Source organism: Streptomyces lateritius (assembly GCF_014649715.1).
In the GTDB taxonomy this organism is placed as follows: domain Bacteria; phylum Actinomycetota; class Actinomycetes; order Streptomycetales; family Streptomycetaceae; genus Streptomyces; species Streptomyces lateritius.
Genome location: NZ_BMTO01000001.1, coordinates 160,869 through 186,130, shown reverse-complemented (window position 1 = coordinate 186,130; position 25,262 = coordinate 160,869). Strand labels below are relative to the sequence as shown.

Genomic DNA, 25,262 nt, shown 5'->3' with positions numbered 1-25,262 from the left:
GTACTGCCACGAGGGACGACGGGACGGCGCGGCGGGTTCCTGTCGGTGGCGAAGGCGGCGGGGCTGTGACAGAACGCGCACATTCGTACGGATGCGGCGGCGGTGTGAACAGCACCACTTCGGCCCACTTCCCCCGCCGTGGCGCGAGGTGCCACCATGGACGTGGTCCGGGGACGCCGTCAGGGCGCCTCGAGATGACTAAGGAGCCGTTCACCATGACGCTTCAGGCTGCCCAGAAGCCGTCCGCCGACAGCGGCAAGGCGCTGTACGGAGGCAAGGGCACGCGCCGCCTCACCGTCCACGACATCGCCGCCGCCAAGGTCCGCGGCGAGAAGTGGCCCATGCTCACCGCCTACGACGCGATGACCGCGTCCGTCTTCGACGAGGCCGGCATCCCGGTGATCCTCGTCGGCGACTCCATGGGCAACTGTCACCTCGGCTACGACACCACCGTGCCCGTCACGATGGACGAGATGACGCTGCTCTCCGCCGCGGTCGTCCGGGGCACCAAGCGTGCCCTCGTCGTCGGCGACCTCCCCTTCGGTTCGTACCAGGAAGGGCCCGTCCAGGCCCTGCGCAACGCCACCCGGCTCGTCAAGGACGCGGGTGTCGGCGCGATCAAGCTGGAGGGCGGCGAGCGCTCGCTGCCGCAGACCGAACTGCTCGTCCAGGCCGGCATCCCGGTCATGTCCCACCTGGGGCTGACCCCGCAGTCGGTCAACACCATGGGCTACCGGGTGCAGGGCCGTGGCGACGAGGCCGCGCACCGGCTGCTCAGCGACGCCAAGGCGGCGCAGGACGCGGGCGCGTTCGCGGTCGTCCTGGAACTCGTACCGGCCGAGCTGGCCGCCGAGGTCACCCGCTCCCTGCACATTCCCACCATCGGCATCGGCGCGGGACCGGACACGGACGCGCAGGTCCTCGTCTGGACCGACATGGCCGGCCTGACCGGCGGCAAGGTGCCGCGCTTCACCAAGCAGTACGCCAACCTCCGCGAGACGCTCGGCGACGCCGCGCGCGCCTTCGCCGAGGACGTGAGCGGCGGGGCGTTCCCGGCCGAGGAGCACACCTTCCACTAGCCGTGACGGCACCGTCCGGTAGCCGTCACGGCTCCGACGACAGCCCGCCGACATCCCCTGTCGGCGGGCTGTCGGTCGTTTGTCGGGGCGTTGTCGGTGGCGGCTGGTGGAGTAGGGGCCATGACGCGATCCGCACACAACGCCGTCGAGGTACGAGGCCTCGTGAAGCACTACGGCGAGACGAAGGCCCTGGACGGGGTCGACCTCGATGTCCGGGAGGGCACGGTCCTCGGGGTGCTCGGACCCAACGGCGCCGGGAAGACCACGCTCGTCCGTTGCCTGTCCACCCTGATCGTCCCGGACGCGGGGACCGCGACCGTCGCCGGTCACGACGTGGTGCGCCAGCCCCGTCAGCTCCGCCGCACGATAGGGCTCACCGGGCAGTACGCCTCGGTCGACGAGAAGCTGTCCGGCTGGGAGAACCTCTACATGATCGGGCGGCTGCTCGACCTCTCCCGCAAGGACGCCCGGCGCCGGGCCGACGAGATGCTGGAGCGGTTCTCGCTCACCGAGGCCGCCAAACGGCCGGTGATGAACTACTCCGGCGGTATGCGCCGCCGGCTCGACCTCGCCGCCTCGATGATCGGGCAGCCCGCCGTCCTCTACCTGGACGAGCCCACGACCGGACTCGACCCGCGCACGCGCAACGAGGTCTGGGACGAGGTCCAGCGGATGGTCTCCGAAGGCGTGACCGTCCTGCTCACCACGCAGTACATGGAGGAGGCGGAGCAGCTGGCGAGCGAGCTGACCGTCATCGACCGGGGCAAGGTCATCGCCCAGGGCAAGGTCGACGAGCTCAAGGCCCGGGTCGGCGGCCGCACCCTGAAGATCCGCCCGGTGGACCCTGCCGACCTGCCGGCCATGTCCGGCGCGCTGCGCGAGTCGGGTCTGGACGGCATCGCCGGTTCGACCGTGGTCCCCGACGAGGGCGTGCTGTACGTACCGATCCTCAGCGACGAGCAACTGACCGCCGTCGTCGGCCTGCTCGGCGCCCGGGGCTACGGCATCGCCCACATCGGTACCCATCTGCCCAGCCTGGACGAGGTGTTCCTGGCCATCACCGGCGAGAAGACCTCCGTGTCCGGCTCCGCGTCCGACGCGCTTCCCGAGGAGGTCGCCGCATGAGCGCCACCACCACGACCACCCAGCTCACCAAGTCCTCCGCCGGAACCCCGGGCGCGGGCCCGGGGTCGCGGCCGGCGGGCGGCGTGCCCGCCGGCGAGGGCCGGATCGGCCTGCGGGCCAACCTCCGCCACATCGGCGCCCTGGTGCGGCGCAACGCGCTGCAGATCAAGCAGGACCCGGAGTCGATGTTCGACGTGGTCCTGATGCCGATCATCTTCGTCCTGCTCTTCGTGTACGTCTTCGGCGGCGCGATCGCCGGCAAGGGCAACAACGACGACTACGTCAACTACGTGGTCCCCGGCCTGATGGCGATGATGGGCATGAACATCGCCATGGCCGTCGGGACGGGCATCAACGACGACTTCAAGAAGGGGGTCATGGACCGGTTCCGGACGATGCCGATCGCCCGGTCCTCCGTCCTCATCGCGAAGATCGTCGTCGAGGTGGGCCGGATGCTGATCGCCTCCGCGATCCTGCTCGGCATGGGCTTCCTGCTCGGCATGGAGATCAAGACCTCGGTCCTGGACCTCCTCGCCGCCGTCGGTCTGTCGATGGTCTTCGGCGCCTCGCTGATGTGGATCTTCATCCTGCTCGGTCTCGCCATGAAGACCGCCCAAGCCGTCCAGGGAATGGCGATGATCGTCCTCATGCCGCTGCAGTTCGGCTCCTCGATCTTCGCGCCGCCGACCTCGATGCCCGGCTGGCTGGAGACCTTCACCGACTACAACCCGCTGTCGAACCTCGCCGACGCCGCCCGGGCCATGATCAACGGCACGCCGGTCGGGGACTCGGTGTGGATGACGCTCGGCTGGGCGCTGCTGATCACGGCCGTCACGGCGCCGCTCGCGGTCGCCAAGTTCCGCAGGAAGACCTGACCGTACGGGTCCGAGTACAGGTACGGGTTCAGGACGACTCGGCGCGCCTTCTGATCGCGTCGGCGCCGTCGAGCAGGGCGGTGGCCTCCTCCAGGGAGATGCCACCGCCTTCGGCGTAGGCGGCCTCGAAGGCGGCGTCGTCGCCGAGCGCGGTGCGGGTCAGCTCGATGGCCCGCGCGAGGTTCTCCCGCTCCAGCGGCGCCCGCAGGTGCCCGGGTGGGAGGTGGCTCTCCTGTGCGCCGAGGAGCCGGGCCGCGACGGTGGCGTGGGGGCCGCCGAGGCCCGCCAACGCCCAGGCGGCGGTCACCAGATGGATCGCCGGCATCTGCGGGGCGACGGCCATGGAGAGGGCACCCTTCGCCCGCTCCAGGGCCTGCCGTACGAGCGGGAGCGCGGCGGCGTACCGCCCGTCCAGGTTCTCCAGCCAGGCCAGGGAGCCGAGGGTGAAGCCCTCGAAGATGGCGAGCGTGACGGAGCCGAACTCGCTCAGCAGGATGTCGAGATGCTCGCGGGCCTCGGCGGTGCGGCCGGTGCGGCCGAGCAGGACCGCGAGGAAGATCCGCGCCGCGAGCATCGGTTCGTACCCGGGGTGTCCGGCCTCCAGGACCTCGCGCAGGATCGCCTCGCCCTCCTCCTCGCGCCCGGTGACCGTGAGCATGTCGGCGTAGCGGGTACGCAGCAGCGTGGTCTGTGACCGCGCGCCGATCCGCCGCGCGTATCCGATGGCGGCGGCGAAGTCCTCGGCCGCGCCCTCGAAATCGCAGCGTTTCTCTCGGGCCTCGCCGCGCGAGGAGAGCGCCTCGGCGGCGCCCCAGGCGTCACCGAGGCGGACGAAGATCCGCAGGCTCTCGTCGGCGTCGGCGCTCGCCGCACCGGCCGAGTCGGCCCGGTTGGCAAGCATGTTGGCGCGCAGCTGGAGGATATAGCCGAGCTCCCAGTCGTAGCCGTGGGCACGGCACGCCTCGACGGTGGCGGCGAGTGCCGCGCGCGTCCCGTCCACGTCTCCCGTGAGCAGAACGGCGAAGACGGAGAAGGCGCCGGGCAGCCGGCATGCCTGGGGCAGGCCGGGCCGGTACACGGTGGTGATCCGGCGTAGCCGCGCGACGCCCTCGGGGGCGGTCCACCGGCCGGTCTGGTAGTCCATGTTGAGCAGTTCGAGGAGCCGTACCCCGCGCCGCGCCTCCCACAGCTGGTCCTCGGTCAGCGGCGGCGGGGCGGCGGTGCAGGGCTCGTGGAGCGGTACGACGGGAGGGGCCTGGGAGGCGAAGGGGTCGGGGCCGAGGGCGGCCACGGCCTCGGCCCAGTGCAGGGCGTCGGCGCGCAGGTCGTGCATCTGCCAGTACCAGAGGAGGGAGTGGACGAGGCTCAGCCCCTCGTGCTCGTCGCGGGCGGCGACGGCCCGGCGCAGGGCGGTGCGCAGGTTCTCGTACTCGATCCGGAACCGGGCCATGGCGGCGGCCTGCCGGCCTCCGCGCAGCTCGGGGTCGGTCAGACGGGCGACTTCGCGGTAGTGGACGAGGTGGCGGCGTTCGAACGCGGCCCGTTCGCCGGCCTCGTCCAGCCGCTCGGCGGCGTATTCGGCGACGGTCTCCAGGAGGCGGTAGCGCATGGCGCCGTCGTCGGAGGGCGCGGCGACCACGAGCGACTTGTCGACGAGGGAGCCGAGCGCGTCGAGGACGTCGGTGGCGGTGGCGGTGGCGGTGGCGGAGCAGACGGCCTCGGCCGCCTCCAGGTCGCAGCCGCCGGTGAAGACCGACAGTCGGCGCAGGACGGCCCGTTCCGGCTCGTCGAGGAGGTCCCACGACCAGTCGACGACGGCGCGGAGGGTCTGCTGGCGGGGCAGGACGGTACGAGCTCCGGAGGTCAGCAGGCGGAACCGGTCGTCGAGGCGGTCCGCGATCTGGCGCGGGGAGAGCATCCGCAGCCGGGCGGCGGCCAGTTCGATGGCGAGGGGGAGGCCGTCCAGGCGGCGGCAGATCTCGTCGGCGGCTTCCGGGTCGTCCTCGATCCGGAACCCGGCTCTGGCGGCCGCCCCCCGCTCGGCGAGCAGCCGCAGCGCGGTGTCCCGGGGCAGGGGGCCGAGTGGGCGGACGGACTCCCCCGGTACGCCCAGGGGTTCGCGGCTCGTGGCGAGCACCGTCACGCCGGGGCAGCGGGCCAGCAGATGTTCGGCGAGGCGGGCCGCCGCGCCGACGACGTGCTCGCAGTTGTCGAGCAGGAGGAGCATCCGCCGGCCGGCACAGTGCTCGACGAGGCGCCCCAAGGGATCGTCGCTGCCGCGCAGTTCCTCGGCTCCGGCCCCCCGCAGCACCGTCTGACGCGCCCCGACGGCCCCGAGCACGGCCTCGACCACCGCTTCGGGATCCCCGACCGGCGCCAACTCGGCCAGCCAGACCCCGTCGGGCCACCCCCCACCCTCGGCCGCACTCTCGGCCGCCTCCTGCGACAGCCTGGTCTTCCCCGCCCCACCGGGTCCGAGCAGCGTCACGAGCCGCGCCCCCCGCAGATCGTCGCGCAGCGCGGTGATATCCCCCTCCCGCCCGACAAAACTGGTGAGCCGGACCCGGAGGTTGCCGGGGAGGGGGACGGGGGCGGCGGAAGGCGCCGCCGGACCCGCGCCCGGGGCGGACCCTCGGCCGGGACCCGCGGCGTCCACGCCGGAGCCCGACGGGCCCGGGCCGGAGACGGCCGGGCCTGCGCCGGAGCGGGCCGGGGCCGGGCCGGATTCCGTACGCGGGCTGGGGCCCGCCCTGTTCGGGCCTGGCGCCTCCCCATACGGGCTCGGGCCCGCCGGGGCCGGGCCGGAGCCCGCCCGTTCCGCGGCGGGAGCCTCATGCGGGCCGAGGGCCGCCCCGTCCGCGCCGGAGGTCTCGGGGCCCAGCCCCAAAACCGCCCCGTCCGCGCCGGAGGCCTCCGGGCCCAGCCCAAAAACCGCCCCGTTCGCGCCAGGGGCCGCCGGGCCCAGCCCCAAAACCGCCCCGTTCGCGCCAGGGGCCGCCGGGCCCACGCCCGGAGGTGCCTCCTGCGAGCCCCTCGGGGAGACCTGCGGGCCCCTCGGGGAGAGGAGTTCCCTGTGGAGGGACTGGAGGGCCGGGGAGGGGGTCGTGCCCAGCCGGGTGGCGAGGGCGCGGCGAAGGGATTCGTAGGACAGAAGGGCCTCCGCCGAGCGGCCCGTGTCTCGGAGGGCGCGGAGGCGGAGGGCGTGGAGGGGTTCGTCCAGGGGGTGGGCTTCGCAGAGGGCGGCCAGGTCCGGGAGGGCCGTGGACGCCTCGCCGAGGGCGAGGGAGGCTTCCAGGCGGGCGCGGCGGGCGTCCAGGCGGCGGGCGTCCCAGCGGGCGGCTTCCACCGCGCGGTCCGGCAGGTCGGCGAGGGCGGGCCCCCGCCACAGACCGAGAGCACCGTCGAGAAGGGCCGCCGCCCGCGCCGGATCGCCCGCGCCGAGCCGCCGTACCCCCTCCTGCACGAGCCGCTCGAAGCGGTGCGCGTCCACGTCGTCGGGGACGGCCGCCAGCCGGTAGCCGCCCGGGGCGGAGACCACGGCCTCCCGCCCCAGCGCCCGCCGCAGCCGTCCGACCAGCGCCTGGAGCGCGGCCGGCCCGTCGGCCGGCGGTTCGCCGTCCCAGACCTCGTCGACGAGCACGGCGACCGGGACGGTCCGCCCGGCCCGTAGCGCCAGTACGGTCAGCAGGGCTCGCAGCCGGGCCCCGCCGACTGTGACGGGCCGGCCGTCGGCGGTGTGGGCCCGGGCCGGGCCGAGGACGGAATAGCGCACAGGCCCTATTCTCCGTGAGCCGGGGATCATCGCAGGAACTCACCCCCGCCCCGGCACGTTTCCCGCACACACCCCGCCGCGCCCCAGGGAGCCCCGATGTCCACGGCCACCACCCGCAGCCACGAGCGCAGGATCAGCCCGGTGTTCCTGGCGATCCTCGCCGTCATGGCGGTCACCGGCTGGGCGGTGTGGGCCGGTTTCGCGGCCTCCCCCGGTCTCGCGATCTTCCTCTTCGTGACGGCCGCGTGGATCGTCTCGCTCTGCCTCCACGAGTACGCGCACGCCCGCACCGCCCTCCACGGCGGCGACATCACCGTAGGGGCCAAGGGCTACCTCACGCTCAACCCGCTCGCGTACACCCACGCCCTGCTCAGCGTCATCCTGCCCGTGCTCTTCGTGATCCTGGGCGGCATCGGCCTGCCGGGCGGCGCGGTCTTCATCGAGCAGGGCCGGGTGAAGGGCCGCTGGAAGCACAGTCTGATCTCGGCGGCGGGCCCGCTCACCAACGTCCTGTTCGCGATCGTGTGCACGGCGCCGTTCTGGCTGGGAGCACTGGACGGTGTCCCCCTCGCGTTCCGGTACGCCCTCGCCTTCCTGGCGTTCCTCCAGGTGACGGCCGCGCTGCTGAACTTCCTGCCGGTTCCGGGCCTCGACGGGTACGGGGTGGTCGAGCCGTGGCTCTCGTACCGGCTGAAGCGGCAGATCGAGCCGTACGCGCCCTACGGCTTCTTCGTCGTCATCGCGCTGCTCTTCGTCCCGGCGATCAACGGCGCGTTCTTCGACACGATCGACGCGCTGATGCGGGCGCTCGGCGTGCCGGAGATCTCCCGCTACTGCGGCTCGAACCTCTACCGCTTCTGGCAGGAGACGCCGGAGATCTGCCAGGTCTAGCAGGTGTCCTGTGGATCTTGCCGGGCTCCCGACGCCTCGCACGCACGCTCGCTGATCCGGCCTGACCCACAAGACACCCCCTGGCTGTGCGGCTGCCTAGCTCTGCGGCTGCGCCTCGGCCTTCGCGCGGCGGATGTAGTACCACGCCATGTTGGAGGAGAGGCCCGCGAGGAGCACCCAGATCACGCCGAGCCAGCTGCCCGAGACGAAGGAGACGACGGCCGCGACGACCGCGAGGGCGCAGACGGCGAGGGCGTACAGAGCGAGGCGGGGCATGGGGGTCGGCTCCTGTCCGGGTACGGCTGATGGTGCCCGTCCAGTGTCCCCCATGCCCGGGGGCGACTCTCTCCGTGGCTACACGTCGGTGACACGCAGGCCCGCGTGCGCCTTGTAGCGGCGGTTGACCGAGATCAGGTTGGCGACCAGCGCCTCGACCTGGTGGGCGCCCCGCAGCCGGCCGGCGAAGACGCCGCGCATGCCGGGGATCCGGCCGGCCAGCGCCTGGACGATCTCCACGTCGGCGCGCTCCTCGCCGAGGACCATCACGTCCGTGTCGATCTCGTCGATCGAGTGGTCCTGGAGCAGGACCGCGGAGAGGTGGTGGAAGGCGGCGGCGACGCGGGACTCCGGCAGCAGCGCCGCGGCCTGCTCGGCGGCGGAGCCCTCCTCGGGCTTGAGGGCGTAGGCGCCCTTCTTGTCGAAGCCGAGCGGGTTGACGCAGTCGACGACGAGCTTGCCGGCGAGTTCGGCCCGCAGCGACTCCAGGGTCTTGGCGTGTCCGTCCCACGGGACGGCGACGATCACGATGTCGCTGCGGCGCGCGCACTCGGCGTTGTCGGCGCCCTCGACTCCGAGGCCGAGCTCGGCGGCCGCGGCATGCGCGCGGTCGGCGGCGCGGGAGCCGATGATCACCTTCTGGCCGGCCTTGGCGAGCCGGTAGGCGAGGCCGCGGCCCTGGTCGCCGGTGCCGCCGAGGACACCGACGACGAGTCCGGACACGTCGGGGAGGTCCCAGGGGTCCTTGGGGGCGGAGGCGGGAGACGAAGCGGTGGAAGTCATGGCCTCGACATTACTGGCCGGTCGCTCTCGTCCGGGTCTCGTACGGGTGGAACGGCCGCGAACCGGCCGCGCGCCGGACACGGCTGCGGCAGGATGCGGCCCCATGGATGCCGTACGGGTCGCGCTGCTGCGGGACGTGCTCGCCGGGACCGAGTGGCCGAGGGCGGCCCGCCGCCTGGCGGGGGCGCTCCGGTCCTCCGTCGTACCGAGGGGCGGCGGTCTGCTCCTGGTGGGCACGGAGGCGTACGAACCCTGGCATCTGGCGGCGCACCTGGTGGACGAGGCGGCCTGGTCGGGGCAGCCCGAGCTGGCGCCGACGCTGCTGCGGCACCTGGTGCGGCCGGGCGACCCGGCCCATCTGGCGGCGGGTCTCGGCCGCCTGGAGTCGGCCGGACGCGGGTCGACGCTGCTGGTGGTGGCCCCGGATCGGCCGGGGGCGGGGCTGCTGGAGCGGGTCCACGACGCGCGCAGGGCCGGGGCGACGGTGTTCTCGTTGGACGGCGGGGACCCGGAGGTGCACGGCCTCGCCCATGAGGGGCTGACGGTGACGGCCGGGGCGGAGGTCGACCTGGACACGGTCCAGCATCTGGTGAGCGCGGCGGCCGGGGAGAACAGCCTCCCGTCCCCGCGTGGACGGCGCCGCCTGCGCGACCGTCTCTCCCGCCTCGCCGACCACCTGACGGCCCCGCCGCCGGAGCGCTGGTAGCCGGGGGCGGCGGCGGACCCTGCCGCAGCCTCCTCGTGAGGACCCTCGTACCGGCCCTCGTCCCTGCCCCCGCACCGCCCGTAATTCGGTTGCCGCCGCCGGGGGCGCGCCGGAACATGGCGCCCCGTGACCTCGAAGCCTTCGTCGAAGCTCGCCGCTCTCCTGCCCGATCTCGCGCCGTGGCGGTCGTCCGCCGACTTCCGGCTGCTGTGGATCCAGGGGCTGGTCACCTACTTCAGCAGCTTCATGGCGTTGATCGCGCTGCCGCTCCAGATCAAGCATCTGACGGGTTCGCCGCTGGCCGTGGGCGCGATGGGCGCCGTCGAGTTGGTCCCGCTGGTCGTGTTCGGGCTCTACGGCGGGGCGCTCGCCGACGCCGTCGACCGGCGCAAGGTGATCATCGCCACCGAGGCGGGGCTCGGGCTGCTCGCTCTGATGCTGCTGCTCAACTCGCTGCTTCCCTCGCCGATGCTCTGGCCGCTGTACGTGGTCGCGGCCGGGGTCTCCGCGCTGGCGGGACTTCAGCGGCCGGCCCTGGACTCGCTGATGGCTCGCATCGTGCCGCACGAGCAGCAGACGGCAGCGGCGGCGCTGAACTCGCTGCGCTGGCAGATGGGCGCCATCGCGGGTCCGGCGCTGGCCGGCCTCGTCGTGGCGTACGCCGGTCACGCGCCGGCCTACGGCGTGACCATCGCCGGCTTCGCCGTCTCCGTACTGCTGTGTCGCCGGCTGACCCCGGCGCCGCCCGCGCGCGACGCGGAGAAGCCGTCGCTGCGCGGGATCGCGGAGGGGGCACGGTACGCCTGGTCGCGGCCGGTGCTGCTCGGTACGTACGTGGTCGACCTCGCCGCCATGCTCTTCGCCTTCCCGAACACGATCTTCCCGTTCCTCGCCGACGAGCTGGACGCGGCATGGTCCCTCGGCCTGATGTACGCGGCGGGCTCCGTCGGCTCGCTCGTCCTCGGGCTCACCAGCGGCTGGACATCGAAAGTCCGCAGACACGGTCTTCTGGTGGTGCTCGGCGCGGCGGTCTGGGGACTGGCGATCGCGGCGGCGGGCTGGTTCGCGAACATCTGGCTGGTCCTGCTCTGCCTGGGCTTCGCGGGCGCGGGCGACATGCTGAGCGGTCTCGGCCGCTCGACGATCTGGAACCAGACGATCCCGGAGGAGCTGCGGGGCCGCCTGGCCGGGATCGAGGTGCTCTCGTACAGCGTGGGGCCGCAGCTGGGCCAGGTCCGGGCGGGCGCGATGGCCGGGTGGACAGGCACGCGCTCCGCGATCTGGACAGGCGGTGTGGCCTGCGTGGCGTCGGTGGGGCTGCTCTGTCTGGCCCTGCCGAAGCTGCTCACGTACGACGCGGAGACGGACGAGGACGCCCTGCGCCGCAAGGCGCGGCGGTACGAGAACCCGGGCACGGGCGGCACCCCGGACGCAGGGGAGACACCGGGCACGGGCGGCACCCCGGACGCAGGGGAGACACCGGGCACGGGCGGCACCCCGGACACTCTGGGAGCGCGCGGCGTCTCCGGCCCAGGCGACACCCCGGGCACGCGGGAGGCCGGGGCCGAAGCCCCGGCCTGAGGTGAAGCACCGGCCTGGTGAAGCCCTCGCCCGCCGCGCGGCGCCACCCGCCCGCCCCAGGCGTCGCGGGCCAGACGGGACTTCACGGACACGGTCTAGTCCGGGGGCTGGTCCGTCTTGGGAGCGTCGTGCCACTTCGGGTCCGTCTCCCACTCCAGGTTGCGCTCCCGGGCCGTCTCCATCGCGTGCGACGCCTCCTCACGGCTGCCGTAGGGGCCGAAACGGTTCTTCGCCGGGCAGTCGGGGCCCTCCTCGACCTTCTTGTGCTCCAGGCAGTAGTACCACTCGCCCGGTTTGCCCACCGTGCGCTTCTTGAACAGGGCCATCGTCGGCTCCTTCCTCTGTCGCCATGCTGCCCCAGACGCGGTCGTTAGACTCGCTGACATGTCTGGCCAGTCACTGCTCGTACCCGGGGAGATCTCCCCCCACCGCTCCGTTCCGGGAGCCATCCGCCGTCCCGAGTACGTCGGGAAGCCCGCACCCACCCCGTACGCGGGGCCCGAGGTGCAGGACTCCGACACCATCGAGCGGATGCGGATCGCCGGCCGCATCGCCGCGCAGGCGATGGAGGAGGCCGCCAAGCACATCGCGCCGGGGGTCACCACGGACGAGCTGGATCGCGTCGCACACGAGTTCATGTGCGACCACGGGGCGTACCCGTCCACGCTCGGCTACCGCGGCTTCCCCAAGTCGCTCTGCTCCTCGGTCAACGAGGTCATCTGTCACGGCATCCCCGACTCCACCGTCCTGAAGGACGGCGACATCGTGAACCTCGACGTCACGGCGTACATCAACGGGGTCCACGGCGACAACAACGCCACCTACCTCTGCGGCGATGTCGACGAGGAGTCGCGGCTGCTGGTCGAGCGGACCCGGGAGTCCCTCGACCGGGCCATCAAGTCCGTCAAGCCGGGCCGCCAGATCAACATCATCGGCCGGGTGATCGAGTCGTACGCCAAGCGCTTCGGCTACGGCGTGGTGCGCGACTTCACGGGGCACGGCATCAACTCGTCCTTCCACTCCGGACTGATCGTTCCGCACTACGACTCCCCGCACCACACCACCGTCATCCAGCCCGGCATGACCTTCACCATCGAGCCGATGCTGACGCTGGGCACGCACGAGTACGACATGTGGGACGACGGCTGGACGGTCGTGACCAAGGACCGGAAGCGGACCGCGCAGTTCGAGCACACGCTCGTCGTCACGGACACCGGGGCCGAAATCCTCACGTTGCCCTGACCCGTCAGCGGGGTAGCGTTTTACCGACAGGTCGTCGGGAACGAGTTGACTTAGGTATGCCTAAGTAGCAGGATCACAACAGGTTCCCGTCCGCATCGGTACCGGAGGCACGCCTTGGACACGCCCTTCTCGACGCTCATCCGCACGGCCTCGCACGAACAGCACACCGAGGCGGAGACGTCGACCTTCATGAGCGACCTCCTCGGCGGGCGCCTCGCCGTGGACGCCTACACCCGCTACACGGAGCAGCTCTGGTTCGTGTACCGCGCCCTGGAGGACGGTGCCGAGGCCCTGGAGACCGATCCGGTCGCCGGGCCGTTCATCAGGCCGGAGCTGTTCCGTACGGCGGCGCTGGAGCAGGACCTCGCCCACCTCCGGGGACCGCGGTGGCGCGACGGGCTCTCGCCGCTGCCCGCCACGGCCGCCTACGCGGCACGCGTGACGGAGTGCGCGCGCGACTGGCCGGCCGGCTATGTGGCGCACCACTACACCCGGTACCTCGGCGACCTCTCCGGCGGCCAGATCATCCGGGACAAGGCCGAGCGCACCTGGGGCTTCTCCCGCAAGGGCGACGGCGTCCGCTTCTACGTCTTCGAGGAGATCGCGAACCCGGCGGCGTTCAAGCGGGGCTACCGCGAGCTGCTCGACCGGGTGAACGCCGACGATCTGGAGAAGCAGCGGATCATCGACGAGTGCAAGCGTGCCTTCGACTTCAACGGCGCCGTCTTCCGGGAGCTGGGCAGCGAGTTCCCGCTCAGTGCCTGAGCGAACAGCACTCAGGGTGCGAGGGTGAGGGTCCGCTCCAGGCGGACCCGTCCGCCCAGCTCGATCACGCCGTCGGGGCCGGGGGCCGTCAGGATCTGCGACCCCCGGCCCTGCGTGATGTTCAGTGCCCGGCCGAGCTCGGCCGTCAGCAGCAGCGCCGCCGCGCCCGTCGCCTCGTCCTCGTCGATGCCGTCGCCACGGCCCGGGAACGCCCGCGCCCGGATGCGGCCGGCGGCCTCCTCCTCCCACGCCCACGCGTAGATCCACTCTCCCGGCTCCGGCAGGTCGAGCGCGTCCACCTCGGCCGCCGACCCGTAGCGTCGCAGGGTGCGGGGCGGCGCCCACTCCGCGCGGGCCTCGATCCAGGTGAACTCGCCGTCCCCGCGCACCCACACCTCTCCGGCGGGCGGATGGACGACCTCCAGGTCCAGCAGCCAGGCCGCGCCGACGAGCGGGTGCCCGGCGAAGGGCAGTCGGACGCCGGGCGTGTAGATGTCGACGTCCCCGCGCTCCGGGTCGTCCACGAACACCGTCTCGCTGAAGCCGAGTTCCTTGGCGAGCGCCTGCCGGGACGCCTCGTCGGGGCGGGTGCGCCCGTCGCGTACGACTCCGAGGGCGTTGCCGTACCGGCCGTCGCCGGCACAGAAGACCCGCAGGACGTCGATGTCGGTGACGGCGCTCGGACGGCTACGTGCGGTCGTGTTCATGGCGGAATTCAAGCATCCAGGCGTCCCATTCGGCGGTTCCACCAGGAATCGGCCAGGCTCGGGTGCGTGCCTCGTCGTAAGGGGTGGCCGAGACCGCCCAGGCGAAACCGCGGGCGACGGCCTCGTACTGACGCTCGGGGTCGGGGCCCCGGAAGCCCCGAGCCGTCAGCGCTTCGTGGTCGGCGGTCATCGCCGCGATCAGCTCGGCCGCCCTCTCCGCGTCCTCGGCGCGGTGCAGCACGACCGTGCGCGGCGTCAGCCCCTCGGCGAGCGCGGCCACCGTGCGGTCGTGGCCGTCCAGGAGCAACCAGCCGTCGAACGCCGTCACCCACCACAGCAGCACGGGCGGGAGGCTGCCGTCCCTGACCTGCTTGCGGTACGCCTTGACGCGCGGGGCGTCCGGGGCCGACAGGCGCCGCAGCGGGACGACGCCGTTCCAGCCGTCGTTCCAGTCCAGACGGCCGCCCGGCCACGCCGAGAGGAAGTCGCTGTCCCAGACGTAGGGCGGGAACACCTCCCGCGTTCCGATCACCCACCGGCCCGCGTGCAAGGGGCCCTCCACCGCCTCCTCCAGCCAACGCGCGTACCGGTACCGCCACTCCGGCCCTCGCCGGGCCTCGTCGGCCCGTATCGGGGGAAGCGGCGAGCGGTAGCCCTCCAGGCGGTGGACGCGGACCCCACCCCGGTCCTCGTCGACCCGGGCGAGCAGAACCGGCCGGTCGCCCTGGCGGAGCAGTATCCGGCGGCCGTCCGTCATCTCCATGCGCAGGGGCGGGGGTTCGGGCGGGCCTTCGGCGTGCAGGACAAGGGGCCCAGGATGGTTCTCTCGCCGGATGCGCATGCCCGGCACGCTAGCCGGGCGAGCGGCAGGGCCGCACCGCCGTTTCCGGGGTGCGGCCCTGCCCGCGGGTGCGTCCACCAGGACTCCTTGACGCCCCGCGTCGGCTTGCGCCGACGACGGTGCCGGGCCGGGCGGTGGGCGCCGTGGTCGACTCCCCGCGCCCCCGGTCCCTGACTCACCGCCGGGTCCGACGGCCCTTCAGGTCACGGTGTGGACGCTGTACGTGATCCCGGCACTCACGCTGTTCCCGACCCCGGTAGGGTCAGGTCCGTCCGTGCCGGTGGAGGAGCAGAAGGCGACCGATGAGAAGGCTGAGGCGACCGTCGAGGGGACTCCTGGCGACGACGGCGGCGACGGTGCTGGCGCTGACGGCGAGCGGCTGCGTGACGGTGCACGGCGAGCGGGAACTGCTGCCCGCGGCGACGAAGGCCGAGGCCGCTCAGGCCCTCGAGGACTTCACCGACGCGTACAACAAGGCCGACAAGGCGTACGACCCGGCGCTCGACGCGGGCCGGGTCACCGGTCCGCTCGGGGCGATCAACCAGGCGGGGCTGAAGTCCCGTGCGGTCACCAGCCCCGGCGGCAACCCGAACCACCAGCCGCTGGAGCTGACGGACGCGAACTTCGCCCTCCCCAAGAAGGCGGGCTGGCCGCGCTGGTTCGTCGCCGACACGGACTCCAACCGGGACACCGACCAGGGCCCCGGTGACAATCGCTGGCTCCTGGTCTTCGTGCGCAACGGCGCCGAACAGCTGTGGGAAGTCGCCTATCTGGCGATCCTGCCCCCGAACGAGATCCCCGAGTTCGCGACGGACGCCGACGGTCTCGCCGAGCCGGTCGCCGTGGACTCCGCGCGGCTCGCGGTCGCTCCGAAGGACCTGGGCCGGCGGTACGCCTCGTTCCTCGGCGGCGGTGAGCAGGGCCCGTTCACGGCCGGTGCGCACACCACGGCGTGGCGGGAGCAGCGGCAGAAGGCGGCGAAGCGGGCGGGTCTCGCGACGCAGTACATCGACCAGGCCACGGACACCGGCGACTTCGCGCCCCTGGCGCTCGCGACGCGGGACGGCGGGGCGCTGGTCTTCTTCGCGACCCGGTACTTCGAGCGGCAGACGGCGGCGCAGGGCTACCGGCCGAAGGTCTCGACGGATGTGAAACCGCTGATGACCGGCGAGGTGAAGAACACGGTCACGAAGGAGTGGGTGTCGAGCCAGGCGGCCCTGGTGAAGCCGGCGGGCACGGACCGCGACGGCGTCACGATCACGGGCCGGCTCCAGGGCGTGACGGCGGCGAAGGGCTCTTAGGGCCCGTCGTCACGCAGGGCGACGGAGTTCGTCAGTCGGTGGCGGAGTTCGTCGGTCGGCGGCGGCGTTCCGCGGGTATGCGGTCACCGCAGGGCCGCGCGTCAGCTGCGGCCGAGGGGCCAGGCGACCTCGTGCTCGGCGTGCGCGCCCCGCTCCTCCCGCTCGGCCGCGTGCCGGGCGCAGGCGTCGGTGAGGGTCTCCAGCAGATTCAGCGGGTCGGGCAGGGGGTGCTCGGGGCCGCGGACCCAGGCGACGGCCGGATGCTCGTCCTCGTCACCGATGAGCCGGGCCGGCGGTACGAGCACGTAGCTGCCGCGGCAGTGCCAGCGCAGCCCAGGATGCTCGTCCATGGTCTCGGGGTGGCAGTCCAGCTCGCACGGCCACCACTCGTCCTCGTCCTCGGGGGTGCCGCGGGTGGCGGTGAAGAAGAGCATCCGTCCGCCGTCGCCCGCGCTCTCCGCGGACTCGGCGACCGGTCCGACCTCCACGCCCTGGGCGAGCAACCGCTCCAGCGCGGCGCGGCCGGCCGCCAGGGGGACGTCGAGGACGTCGTGGACCATGCCCGTGGCGGTGATGAAGTTCGCCTCGGGCTCGCCCAGGGCCCAGCGCTCGATCTGGGCGCGGTCGGTGGTCGACTGGGTCTGCCAGGCGAAGGAGACGGGGTGCCGGGCCGGGGTCGGACAACCGATGCGTTCACAGGAACAGCGGTAGCCGACGGGGTACGCGGCGGGAGCCAGGGGCAGGCCCGCGGCGGCGGCGGCCAGGAGCAGCGCCTCGCGGCGGTTCTCGTCGTCGGCCGCCGTGCGCTTGGGGCGCCTGCGCAGCCACTGTGCGAGTTTGCTCTCCGTGCCGCGGTAGCGGCCGATACCGTCGCCCATCTATCCCCTCACACCCCATACTCGCCCGTTCGGCTCCGCCCATGGTCCCACCATCCTGCGCTCCGGGTGACCGGAGTCCTCAACCGGGGTGGACATCGGGGTTGCGTCCGGGGGGCGCGGGGGTGGCGCAAGGGGGAGCACGGGAGATCACGTACGGGGTGCGAGGCCGCGCAGGGCGTAGTCGACGAGGGTGTCCGCGTAGGCGTGGGTCAGGGGCAGGGTGCGGTGGAGCCAGCGGTGGTTCAGGGGGCCGACCAGGAGCTCCAGGGCGATACGCGGGTCTACGTCGGGGTCGATGTCCCCTGCGGCCTGGGCGGTCTCGATGCGGCGGACGTAGTACTGGAGCTGTGGTTCGAGGAGCCGCTCCACGAACCGGGCGCCGAGTTCGGGGTTGACGATGCCCTCGGCGGCGAGGGCGCGGGAGGGGGCGTCGTAGACGGGGTTGTTCAGCTCGTCGACGGTGGCGCGCAGCACGTACCTGAGGTCGGCGGCGAGGTCGCCGGTGTCGGGGATCTCACTGTCGGCGTCGCCCCCGAGCGCCTCGTTCGCCTGGGCGGCGAGGTCGAGGAAGGCGTCGAGGAGGACGGCGGCCTTGGAGGGCCACCAGCGGTAGATGGTCTGCTTGCCGACGCCGGCGCGGGCGGCGATGCCCTCGATGGTGGTCTTGGCGTAGCCGGCCTCGGAGACGAGGGCGAGGGCGGCGTCGTAGATCGCGCGGCGGGAGCGCTCACTGCGGCGCGAGGAGTCGGGCGCCTTGGTGTCGGGTCGCTTGGTCTCGGGTGTCTGGCCGGCGGGTGTCTTGGGGCCGGGTGTCTGGGTGTCGGACATGCGGTCAATCTAACAGGCGGCGAGACGACGCGTCTCGTCATGGGGTGTTCGCCGGAACCACCCGAACGGTCCACTGCGCGGACGCCGTCCAGAGCGGACCATGGGGGCCACCGCACTTCCGTCCTTACGTCCGTGAGGAGCCCTCTTTGCGCCCTACCCCGCGCGAGGCGTCGCCCCGCCGTTATCTGATGTGCCCACCCGCGCACTTCAAGGTGACGTACTCCATCAACCCCTGGATGGACCCCACCAAACCGGTCGACCTGCCGCTCGCCCTCACCCAGTGGGAGGACCTGCGCGACCGCTACCGCTCGCTCGGCCACACCGTCGAGCTGCTCGACCCGCACCCCGACCTGCCGGACATGGTCTTCGCCGCGAACGGCGCGACCGTCGTGGACGGCCGGGTGCTCGGCGCGAAGTTCGCCTACCCGGAGCGCGCGGGCGAGGCGGCAGCGCACCTGGACTGGTTCCGCCGGAGCGGTTTCACGCAGGTGCGGGAGCCGGAGCACGTGAACGAGGGCGAGGGCGACTTCGCCGTGACCTCGTCATGGATCCTGGCCGGCTGCGGCTTCCGCTCCAGTCCGCTCTCCCACGACGAGGCGCAGGAGTTCTTCGGCCGCCCCGTGGTCGGCCTGGAGCTGGTGGATCCGCGCTACTACCACTTGGACACGGCGCTGTCCGTCCTGGACGACGCTCGCGACGAGATCATGTACTACCCGGCCGCCTTCTCCCCCGGCAGCCGGGCCGTCCTCTCGCGCCTCTTCCCCGACGCCCTCCTCGCCACGGAACGCGACGCCGCGGCCCTCGGTCTGAACGCGGTCAGCGACGGGCGGCACGTCCTGCTGCCGCAGGCGGCGGTGGGCCTGTTCGATCCGCTCCGCGAGCGCGGCTTCGAACCGCTGGGCATGGACCTGACGGAACTGCTCAAGGGCGGTGGCAGCGTGAAGTGCTGCACCCAGGAGCTGCGCGCCTGATCTGCGGGGGCGGCCCAGTCAGGCGCGGCTAGGCCTGTCCGTGCAGTCCCGCCCGGCCCGCGACGGCCGGCACGCGCGCTCAGTGCTCCGGCCCTGATCCACAAGACACCCGCTACGCCTCCGGCGTGGGCCAGGGGTCGCCCCACTCCACGTCACGAGCCGCCTTGTACAGCGGCCCGTGGCGCTTGGTGACCGTCTCCTTGGCCAGACCGTCGGGCCCGCAGAGGTCCAGCAGCACCAGACCCTTGCGGATCTGCGGCTTGCGGATGACCCGCGCCGCCACCGGGGTCACCGGGAACCGGGTCGCCGCGACGTAGCTGAACTTCTCGTCCTCGTACGGCAGGGAGCCGCCCTTCACCTGCCGGTGCAGGGAGGAGCGGCTGACGCGCGCCGAGAAGTGGCACCAGTCGGTGCCCGGCTCGATCGGGCACGCCCCGCTGTGCGGGCACGGCGCGGCCACGGTCAGCCCCGCCTCGACGAGGAGCGAGCGCGCCGCGATGATCCGCTCGTAGCCGTCTGGCGTGCCGGGCTCCACGATCACGACCGCCTGCGCCACCCGCGCGGCCTCGGTGACGAGGGCGCGGCGATCGGCCTCGGTCAGCTCCTTCAGGACGTAGGAGACCGTCACGAGGTCCGTACCGTCGTCGAGGCGCAGCGCCCCGCCGATCCGGGCCCGCCGCCACTCCGCGTCGAACACGCCGTCCGCCAGCTCGCGCCCCAGCGTGAGCGCGGGCTCCGCCCAGTCCAGGACGGTCGTGTGCGGCGCTCCGTGCCAGGCCTCGGCGACGGCCCAGCTCGCCGCTCCGGTGCCGCCGCCGACGTCGGTGTGCGTGACCGGCTCCCACGCGGGCGCCGCGTCCCGCAGGGCGTCGAGCGCCGCCCGTACCGCCTCGAACGTCGCCGGCATCCGGTACGCGGCGTAGGCGGCGACATCCGAGCGGTCGCGCAGGACCGGGGCGTCGGTCGGGGTGGTGCCCCGGTAGTTGGCGATCAGCCGCTCGACGGCCTGGGCGGCCTGTCGGGGCGGCAGCCCGTCGAGGAGCCCGGCGAGTGCGGCGCGCAGGGCGTCGGCGGTGGGAGCGGTCGGGAGGGAGGCGTTCACCTCAATATTTTAGGCGCGCCCCGGCCTGCCGCCGAGCCGCCGCCGACAGGCCGCTCAGGCCGAGGGCTGCCTCAGGCCGAGGGCTGCTGCGGCTCCGGTGTGCGCCACGGCCGGCACATCGCGAGGAAGCACGCGAGCGCCCCGACCGCGCAGACCAGCTGCACCAGGGCCATCGGCACCGCCGTCGCCTCTCCCGCGATCCCGACGAGCGGCGAAGCCACCGCCCCGATCAGGAAGGACGAGGTGCCGAGCAGCGCGGAGGCGGAGCCCGCCGCGTGCGGGGTGCGCATCAGGGCCTGCGCGTTGGTGTTGGGCATCGCCAGACCCATCGCGGACATCAGCACGAACAGACCGGCGGCGACCGGAACGAGCCCCGGCTCCCCGAAGACCCCGCTCGTCATCAGCAGCAGCGCCACCGAGGCCAGCAGGATGACGGCCAGCCCCCAGCCCAGCGCCTTGTCGAGGCTGACCCGCCCGACGAGCAGCTTGCCGTTGATCTGTCCGACGGCGACGAGTCCGATCGAGTTGAGGCCGAAGAGCAGGCTGAAGGTCTGCGGCGAGGCACCGTAGATCTCCTGGACGACGAAGGGCGAGGCGGAGATGTACGCGAAGAGGGCGGCGAAGGCGAGTCCGCCGGCCAGCATGTAACCGGTGAAGACGCGGTCGGCGAGCAGTCCGCGCATGGTGCGCAGCGCCTCGCCGACGCCACCCGCGTGCCGCCGCTCGGGCGGCAGCGTCTCGTGCAGGAACCTCCACACCACGACGGTCAGCAGGACGCCGATGAGGGTGAGGACGTGGAAGACACCTCGCCAGTCGGTGATCCTCAGGATCTGCCCGCCGATGAGCGGGGCGATGATCGGGGCGACGCCGGAGATCAGCATCAGGGTGGAGAAGAAGCGGGCCATCTCGACGCCGTCGTAGAGGTCGCGGACGACGGCGCGTGCGATGACGATGCCCGCCGCGCCCGCCAGGCCCTGGAGCAGCCGGAAGGCGATGAGCAGTTCGGCGGAGGGCGCGAGGGCGCAGACCGCGGTGGCGGCGACGTACACGATCATGCCGACGAGCAGCGGGCGGCGCCGCCCCCACCGGTCGCTCATGGGGCCGACGACGAGCTGGCCGAGGGCCATGCCGGCGAGGCATGCGGTGAGCGTGAGCTGGACGGTCGCGGCGGGCGCGCGCAGCGACTCGGTGACCTCCGGCAGCGCGGGCAGGTACATGTCCATGGAGAGCGGCGGCAGCGCCGTCAGTCCACCGAGGACGAGAGTGACGAGCAGCCCGACGCGGCGCGCGGCGGCGATGCCGTCGGGAGTGCCGGTGGTGGTGCCGGGTATGTGCCCTTGCTTCGCGTGTCCTTGCTTCGTGGTCCGGCCGCTCTCCGGCATCGACACAGCTCCATTTCGTTGAATTCTTCCCTATGCTCTCAGCTCGTCGAGAGTGGTCGAGACCTATTCGGGGTGGGGCACATGGCAGGGACCGTGCGGTGGGGCGTGCTGGCGACGGGCGGGATAGCGGAACGGTTCACCACCGACCTGCGGTCGGTGGAAGGTGCGGAGGTCGTGGCGGTGGCGTCCCGTTCGGAGGCGTCGGCGAAGGCCTTCGCCGACCGGCTGGACATCCCTCGGGCGTACGGGTCGTGGGCCGCGCTCGCCGCCGACCCCGAGGTCGACGTGGTGTACGTCGCCACCCCTCACCACGCGCACCGGGCGGCGGCCGGGCTCGCCCTTGAGGCGGGGAAGGCGGTCCTCTGCGAGAAGGCGTTCACGCTGAACGCGCGGGAGGCGGAGGAGCTGGCCGCCCTCGCCCGGGACCGCGGTCTCTTCCTGATGGAGGCCATGTGGATGTACTGCAACCCGCTGATCCGGCGGCTGGCCGCACTGGTGGCGGACGGGGCGATCGGCGAGATCCGGACCGTACAGGCGGACTTCGGGCTCGCGGGACCGTTCGCGGCGGACCACCGGCTGCGCGACCCGGCGGTGGGCGGCGGGGCGCTGCTCGACCTCGGGGTGTATCCGGTCTCCTTCGCGCAGCTGCTGCTGGGCGAGCCCGACTCCGTGCAGGCGCACGCGCTGCTGTCGCCGGAGGGCACGGACCTGAACACCGGGATGCTGCTGGGGTGGGCGAACGGGGCCTCGGCGCTGCTGTCCTGCTCGATCGTGGCGGACACCCCGCTGACGGCGTCGGTGACGGGGTCGAAGGGCCGGATCGACCTGCCGCGCGGCTTCTTCTTCCCGGAGCGGTTCACGCTGGTGCGCGAGGGCCGGGAGCCGGAGGAGTTCGTGAACGAGGACGATCCGCACTCCCTGCGCCACGAGGCGGCCGAGGTGATGCGCTGTCTGCGCGCCGGGGCCACGGAATCGGCGCTCGTCCCGCTGGACGGGACACTCGCGGTGATGCGGACGCTCGACGCGGTGCGGGACCGCATCGGCGTCCGCTACCCCCAGGAGGCTCACGGGGACCGTCCCGGGTTTCCCCAGGAGGGTTCCCGGACGATTCCCCCGGCGCATCCCGGTGAGCTCTCCGCTACGCCGGTGTGAGTCCGGGGGCGCCCGCCTCGGTGACGTAGGACGCGGCCGTGGTGACCGGGGCTCCCGGCGTCGTCACGGCGGCGACCGTACGGAAGTCGGCGCGGGCGCTTCGCTCGCCGAACGCGACCGTCACATAGCCGCGCCGCCCGTTGTAGAACTTCAGGTGCGGGTTGGCGGCGGTGAGGCTGTCGTAGTTGGCGGGCCGCTCGGCGCCGTCCTTGCCGCTGGAGACGGAGGTCGCGACGATCTCCGTGCCGACGGTCCGGGAGGACGGATCGCGGAAGTCGGCCTTGATGTCGAGTCCGTAGCCGACGTGGACGTCGCCGGTGAGCACCATCAGGTTCTCGATGCCGGCCGCGGCCGCCCCGGCCAGGATGCGCTGCCGGGAGGCCGGATAGCCGTCCCAGGAGTCCATGGAGACCGTGTAGGCGGCGGTCGGGTTGCTGCGGCGCTCGGAGAAGACGACCTGCTGGGGGACGACGTTCCACAGCGCGCGGGAGCCGGGGTCGCGCCAGCCGTCGAGCAGCCACCGCTCCTGCGCGGCCCCGGTCATGGTGCGCGAGGGGTCCTCGGACTCGGGTCCCGGGACCCGCCAGCCGTCGCCGTAGGCCTGGTCGGAGCGGTACTGGCGGGTGTCGAGGATGTCGAACCGGGCGAGCCGGCCGAACCGGAGGCGGCGGTAGAGCCTCATGTCGGGGCCCTCGGGCCGCTGGGGCGCCCGCAGGGGCTGGTTCTCCCAGTAGGCGCGGTAGGCGGCGGCGCGGCGAAGCAGGAACTCCTCCGGCGGCACGTCGTTCTCGGGGGTGCCGCCCGCGTAGTTGTTCTCGGTCTCGTGGTCGTCCCAGGTGACGACGAAGGGGTGCGCGGCGTGCGCGGCCATCAGGTCGGGGTCCGACTTGTAGAGGGCGTACCGCAGCCGGTAGTCCTCCAGCGTGACCGTCTCGCGGTTGAAGACGGCGGGCAGCCGGCGGTCGGTGTAGGCGCGGGCGCCGCCGGTGGCGTTGACGGCGTACTCGTAGAGATAGTCGCCGAGGTGGAAGACGACGTCGACGTCCTCCTGGGCGAGGTGCCGGTAGGCGGTGAAGTAGCCGTCGTGGTACGCCTGGCACGAGACGGCGGCGATGGTGAGCCCGGATACACGGGCGTCGGCGGCGGGCGCGGTCCGGGTGCGGCCGACGGGGCTGATCCAGTCGCCGGCGCGGAAGCGGAAGTAGTACACGCGGGCCGGGTCGAGGTGGTCGACCTCGACGTGCACGCTGTGCTGGAACTCCGGGTGGGCGGTGGCCCTGCCGCGCCGGACGACGCGGGTGAAGCGCTCGTCGCGGGCGAGCTCCCAGCGGACGGCGACCCTCTCGCGGGGCAGTCCGGAGTCGGGTTCGAAGGGGCGGGGCGCGAGCCGGGTCCACAGGAGGACGGAGCCCGGGTGGGGGTCGCCGGAGGCCACCCCCAAGGTGAACGGGTCCTCGGTGAGCCGGCGGCCGTCGAGCTCGGCGGCGCTCGCCGCGCCGGCGGCGGGCACCTGGACGGCGAAGGCGAGCGCGGCCGCGGCGCCGGTGGCGGTGAGGAAGCGGCGGCGGTCGAAATGGCGCGCCGCGGCTCGGAGTTCGGCGGAATGGGTCTGTGCGGTCGTCATGTGCCCCTCCCCGGACGGATTCTGTCCGTCCGTATTGGAGTGGCAGGGGACGACCCTGGGTTGTCGAGTACAGAACATCCGCGTGTCGGACGGATGAGTTCCCCGTGCACCGATCTCCCGTACGCTGCGCGGCCATGAGCATCGCTGTAGTGACTGGAGCAGGTTCGGGCATCGGCCGGAGCGTGGCGCTGGCTCTCGCGGAGGCGGGCTGGTCGGTGGCGCTGGCGGGCCGCCGACGGGAGGCGCTGGAGGAGACGGCCGCGTCCGTTCCGTCCGGGCAGGCGCTGTGCGTCCCCACGGACGTGACGTCACCGGAGGCGGTGTCGGCGCTCTTCGACGCGGTACGGGAGCGGTTCGGCCGGGTCGACCTGCTCTTCAACAACGCGGGGACGTTCGCGGGCGGCGGCGTGCCGGTCGAGGACCTGGACCACCAGACCTGGCGTTCGGTCGTCGACGTGAACCTCACGGGCTCGTTCCTGTGCGCCCAGGCGGCCTTCCGGGCGATGAAGGAGCAGTTCCCGCAGGGCGGCCGGATCATCAACAACGGCTCGATCTCGGCGCATGTGCCGCGCCCGCACTCGATCGCGTACACGGCGACGAAGCACGCGATGACGGGCCTGACGAAGTCGCTGTCCCTGGACGGGCGGCCGTACCGGATCGCCTGCGGCCAGCTGGACATCGGGAACGCGGCGACGGAGATGACGTCCCGCATGCGGACGGGCATCCTGCAGGCCAACGGCGAGCTGGCGGTGGAGCCGGTGATGGACGCGGCGCACGTGGCGGCGACGGTGGTCCACATGGCGGGCCTGCCGCTGGAGGCGAACGTCCAGTTCGCGACGGTGATGGCGACGACGATGCCGTACATCGGCCGGGGCTAGGCCGGACTCCGGGCTCCGGGCTCAGGGCCCGAGAGGGAGGGGCGGCCGGGTCCCCCCGGCCGCCGGGTCAGGCCTGGCCGGTCTCGAAGCGGACGACCTTCCCACCCTCCACGACGAAGCGCCAGCGGGTGCGCATCTCGCCCCAGGTGTCGTTGCGGAACCGGGCGACGAGAACGTGCCCGTCGTCCTTCACGGACTCGATCTCCATGTGGCCGCGCGAGGAGAAGATCTCCTTCTCGGTCCACTCGTCGAGGTCCCGGTCGGAACCGTCGTCGGACATGGTGGCGCCGGGCGCCAGTGCCGCCCGGAAGGCCTCCTCGTCGTTGGCGTTGACCGCGGCGACGAAGGCGCGCACGGCGGGATCGGTGAGCTTCTCCACGGGAATGGTCATGCCCTACCCGTACACCCGCCGGCGCCCGGCTCCCCGCACCCGGGCCGAGACGGTGCCGCACGTCGGTGCACGGAATCGGCCACCTGGTCGAGCGCCGCGGCTGCCTGCGGCA

At 72.8% G+C, this 25,262-nt stretch carries 23 protein-coding genes and 1 pseudogene; 12 read left to right on the top strand and 12 right to left on the bottom strand.

Annotated elements, in window-relative coordinates; translation table 11 throughout:
- Positions 1 to 215 precede the first annotated feature (215 nt).
- The 3 genes from panB to IE136_RS00910 all read left to right on the top strand — a co-directional run bounded on the left by panB (position 216) and on the right by IE136_RS00910 (position 3,079).
- The gene (panB, locus tag IE136_RS00920) at positions 216 to 1,079 is read left to right on the top strand and encodes a 3-methyl-2-oxobutanoate hydroxymethyltransferase (protein WP_158986768.1); all 864 of its coding nucleotides are present in this window, start codon (positions 216 to 218) and stop codon (positions 1,077 to 1,079) included.
- 120 nt (positions 1,080 to 1,199) lie between these two features.
- Positions 1,200 to 2,204, top strand: a complete 1,005-nt coding sequence (locus IE136_RS00915; RefSeq protein ID WP_189599163.1) for an ATP-binding cassette domain-containing protein — start codon at positions 1,200 to 1,202, stop codon at positions 2,202 to 2,204.
- Positions 2,201 to 3,079, top strand: a complete 879-nt coding sequence (locus IE136_RS00910) for an ABC transporter permease (protein ID WP_158986772.1) — start codon at positions 2,201 to 2,203, stop codon at positions 3,077 to 3,079. Before IE136_RS00915 ends, IE136_RS00910 begins: the two co-directional genes overlap by 4 nt.
- A gap of 28 nt (positions 3,080 to 3,107) precedes the next feature.
- Here IE136_RS00910 and IE136_RS00905 read toward each other — a convergent pair whose 3' ends face one another.
- Positions 3,108 to 6,851, bottom strand: coding sequence for an AfsR/SARP family transcriptional regulator (locus IE136_RS00905; RefSeq protein ID WP_229818583.1), 3,744 nt, complete (start codon positions 6,849 to 6,851; stop codon positions 3,108 to 3,110).
- Positions 6,852 to 6,947: 96 nt separating this feature from the next.
- On the opposite strand from IE136_RS00905, the gene IE136_RS00900 reads away from it, so the two are divergent.
- Positions 6,948 to 7,742 (top strand): site-2 protease family protein, encoded by a 795-nt coding sequence (locus IE136_RS00900; RefSeq protein WP_158986776.1) that lies wholly within the window; start codon positions 6,948 to 6,950, stop codon positions 7,740 to 7,742.
- Between the two features lie 96 nt (positions 7,743 to 7,838).
- Here the strand turns inward: IE136_RS00900 and IE136_RS00895 are convergent, their stop codons facing one another.
- Positions 7,839 to 8,072: a hypothetical protein gene (locus IE136_RS00895; RefSeq protein WP_158986778.1), complete on the bottom strand. Its 234-nt coding sequence runs from the start codon at positions 8,070 to 8,072 to the stop codon at positions 7,839 to 7,841.
- A gap of 24 nt (positions 8,073 to 8,096) precedes the next feature.
- On the bottom strand, positions 8,097 to 8,801 hold the full coding sequence (gene npdG, locus IE136_RS00890; protein WP_189599161.1) for an NADPH-dependent F420 reductase: 705 nt from the start codon (positions 8,799 to 8,801) through the stop codon (positions 8,097 to 8,099).
- A 103-nt stretch (positions 8,802 to 8,904) separates the two neighbouring features.
- Here npdG and IE136_RS00885 point away from each other — a divergent pair, with 103 nt between their 5' ends.
- Positions 8,905 to 9,507, top strand: a complete 603-nt coding sequence (locus tag IE136_RS00885; RefSeq protein ID WP_158986780.1) for a hypothetical protein — start codon at positions 8,905 to 8,907, stop codon at positions 9,505 to 9,507.
- A 126-nt stretch (positions 9,508 to 9,633) separates the two neighbouring features.
- A pseudogene (locus IE136_RS00880) lies at positions 9,634 to 10,911 on the top strand (MFS transporter); the annotation flags it as partial.
- Between the two features lie 272 nt (positions 10,912 to 11,183).
- Here the strand turns inward: IE136_RS00880 and IE136_RS00875 are convergent.
- Positions 11,184 to 11,414, bottom strand: a complete 231-nt coding sequence (locus IE136_RS00875; protein ID WP_158986782.1) for a hypothetical protein — start codon at positions 11,412 to 11,414, stop codon at positions 11,184 to 11,186.
- Positions 11,415 to 11,472: 58 nt separating this feature from the next.
- On the opposite strand from IE136_RS00875, the gene map reads away from it, so the two are divergent.
- Both map and IE136_RS00865 read left to right on the top strand, forming a co-directional pair.
- On the top strand, positions 11,473 to 12,330 hold the full coding sequence (gene map / locus IE136_RS00870; protein ID WP_189599160.1) for a type I methionyl aminopeptidase: 858 nt from the start codon (positions 11,473 to 11,475) through the stop codon (positions 12,328 to 12,330).
- Between the two features lie 114 nt (positions 12,331 to 12,444).
- Positions 12,445 to 13,095, top strand: a complete 651-nt coding sequence (locus tag IE136_RS00865; protein ID WP_189599159.1) for a biliverdin-producing heme oxygenase — start codon at positions 12,445 to 12,447, stop codon at positions 13,093 to 13,095.
- A gap of 11 nt (positions 13,096 to 13,106) precedes the next feature.
- On the opposite strand, the gene IE136_RS00860 is transcribed toward IE136_RS00865, so the two are convergent.
- Positions 13,107 to 13,802: a PhzF family phenazine biosynthesis protein gene (locus tag IE136_RS00860; RefSeq protein WP_158986788.1), complete on the bottom strand. Its 696-nt coding sequence runs from the start codon at positions 13,800 to 13,802 to the stop codon at positions 13,107 to 13,109.
- A complete protein-coding gene (locus IE136_RS00855; protein WP_189599158.1) occupies positions 13,783 to 14,643 on the bottom strand; it encodes a hypothetical protein in 861 nt (286 codons plus the stop codon). The genes IE136_RS00860 and IE136_RS00855 overlap by 20 nt, the downstream gene beginning before the upstream one ends.
- 302 nt (positions 14,644 to 14,945) lie before the next feature.
- Here IE136_RS00855 and IE136_RS00850 point away from each other — a divergent pair, with 302 nt between their 5' ends.
- Positions 14,946 to 15,944: an SCO2278 family lipoprotein gene (locus IE136_RS00850; RefSeq protein WP_189599157.1), complete on the top strand. Its 999-nt coding sequence runs from the start codon at positions 14,946 to 14,948 to the stop codon at positions 15,942 to 15,944.
- 101 nt (positions 15,945 to 16,045) lie between these two features.
- Here IE136_RS00850 and IE136_RS00845 read toward each other — a convergent pair whose 3' ends face one another.
- Positions 16,046 to 16,822, bottom strand: coding sequence for a bifunctional DNA primase/polymerase (locus IE136_RS00845; RefSeq protein WP_189599156.1), 777 nt, complete (start codon positions 16,820 to 16,822; stop codon positions 16,046 to 16,048).
- A 147-nt stretch (positions 16,823 to 16,969) separates the two neighbouring features.
- On the bottom strand, positions 16,970 to 17,650 hold the full coding sequence (locus tag IE136_RS00840) for a TetR/AcrR family transcriptional regulator (RefSeq protein ID WP_158986792.1): 681 nt from the start codon (positions 17,648 to 17,650) through the stop codon (positions 16,970 to 16,972).
- A gap of 146 nt (positions 17,651 to 17,796) precedes the next feature.
- Between IE136_RS00840 and ddaH the strand changes: the two genes are divergently transcribed.
- Complete coding sequence (gene ddaH, locus IE136_RS00835; RefSeq protein WP_373308962.1) at positions 17,797 to 18,621, top strand: dimethylargininase; 825 nt, start codon at positions 17,797 to 17,799, stop codon at positions 18,619 to 18,621.
- 112 nt (positions 18,622 to 18,733) lie between these two features.
- Here the strand turns inward: ddaH and IE136_RS00830 are convergent, their stop codons facing one another.
- Together IE136_RS00830 and IE136_RS00825 are read right to left on the bottom strand one after the other, a co-directional pair.
- Positions 18,734 to 19,723 carry a small ribosomal subunit Rsm22 family protein gene (locus IE136_RS00830; protein ID WP_189599155.1) on the bottom strand — a complete coding sequence of 330 codons (990 nt, stop codon included), beginning with the start codon at positions 19,721 to 19,723 and terminating at the stop codon, positions 18,734 to 18,736.
- Between the two features lie 71 nt (positions 19,724 to 19,794).
- On the bottom strand, positions 19,795 to 21,105 hold the full coding sequence (locus IE136_RS00825) for a Bcr/CflA family multidrug efflux MFS transporter (RefSeq protein WP_158986796.1): 1,311 nt from the start codon (positions 21,103 to 21,105) through the stop codon (positions 19,795 to 19,797).
- An 81-nt stretch (positions 21,106 to 21,186) separates the two neighbouring features.
- Here IE136_RS00825 and IE136_RS00820 point away from each other — a divergent pair, with 81 nt between their 5' ends.
- Positions 21,187 to 22,257, top strand: coding sequence for a Gfo/Idh/MocA family protein (locus tag IE136_RS00820; RefSeq protein WP_158986798.1), 1,071 nt, complete (start codon positions 21,187 to 21,189; stop codon positions 22,255 to 22,257).
- On the opposite strand, the gene IE136_RS00815 is transcribed toward IE136_RS00820, so the two are convergent.
- A complete protein-coding gene (locus tag IE136_RS00815) occupies positions 22,244 to 23,881 on the bottom strand; it encodes an alkaline phosphatase D family protein (RefSeq protein WP_189599154.1) in 1,638 nt (545 codons plus the stop codon). The genes IE136_RS00820 and IE136_RS00815 overlap by 14 nt on opposite strands.
- A 134-nt stretch (positions 23,882 to 24,015) precedes the next feature.
- On the opposite strand from IE136_RS00815, the gene IE136_RS00810 reads away from it, so the two are divergent.
- Positions 24,016 to 24,759, top strand: a complete 744-nt coding sequence (locus IE136_RS00810) for an SDR family oxidoreductase (RefSeq protein WP_189599153.1) — start codon at positions 24,016 to 24,018, stop codon at positions 24,757 to 24,759.
- A 67-nt stretch (positions 24,760 to 24,826) separates the two neighbouring features.
- Here IE136_RS00810 and IE136_RS00805 read toward each other — a convergent pair whose 3' ends face one another.
- Positions 24,827 to 25,150 carry a nuclear transport factor 2 family protein gene (locus tag IE136_RS00805; RefSeq protein ID WP_158986802.1) on the bottom strand — a complete coding sequence of 108 codons (324 nt, stop codon included), beginning with the start codon at positions 25,148 to 25,150 and terminating at the stop codon, positions 24,827 to 24,829.
- Between the last annotated feature and the right edge of the window lie 112 nt (positions 25,151 to 25,262).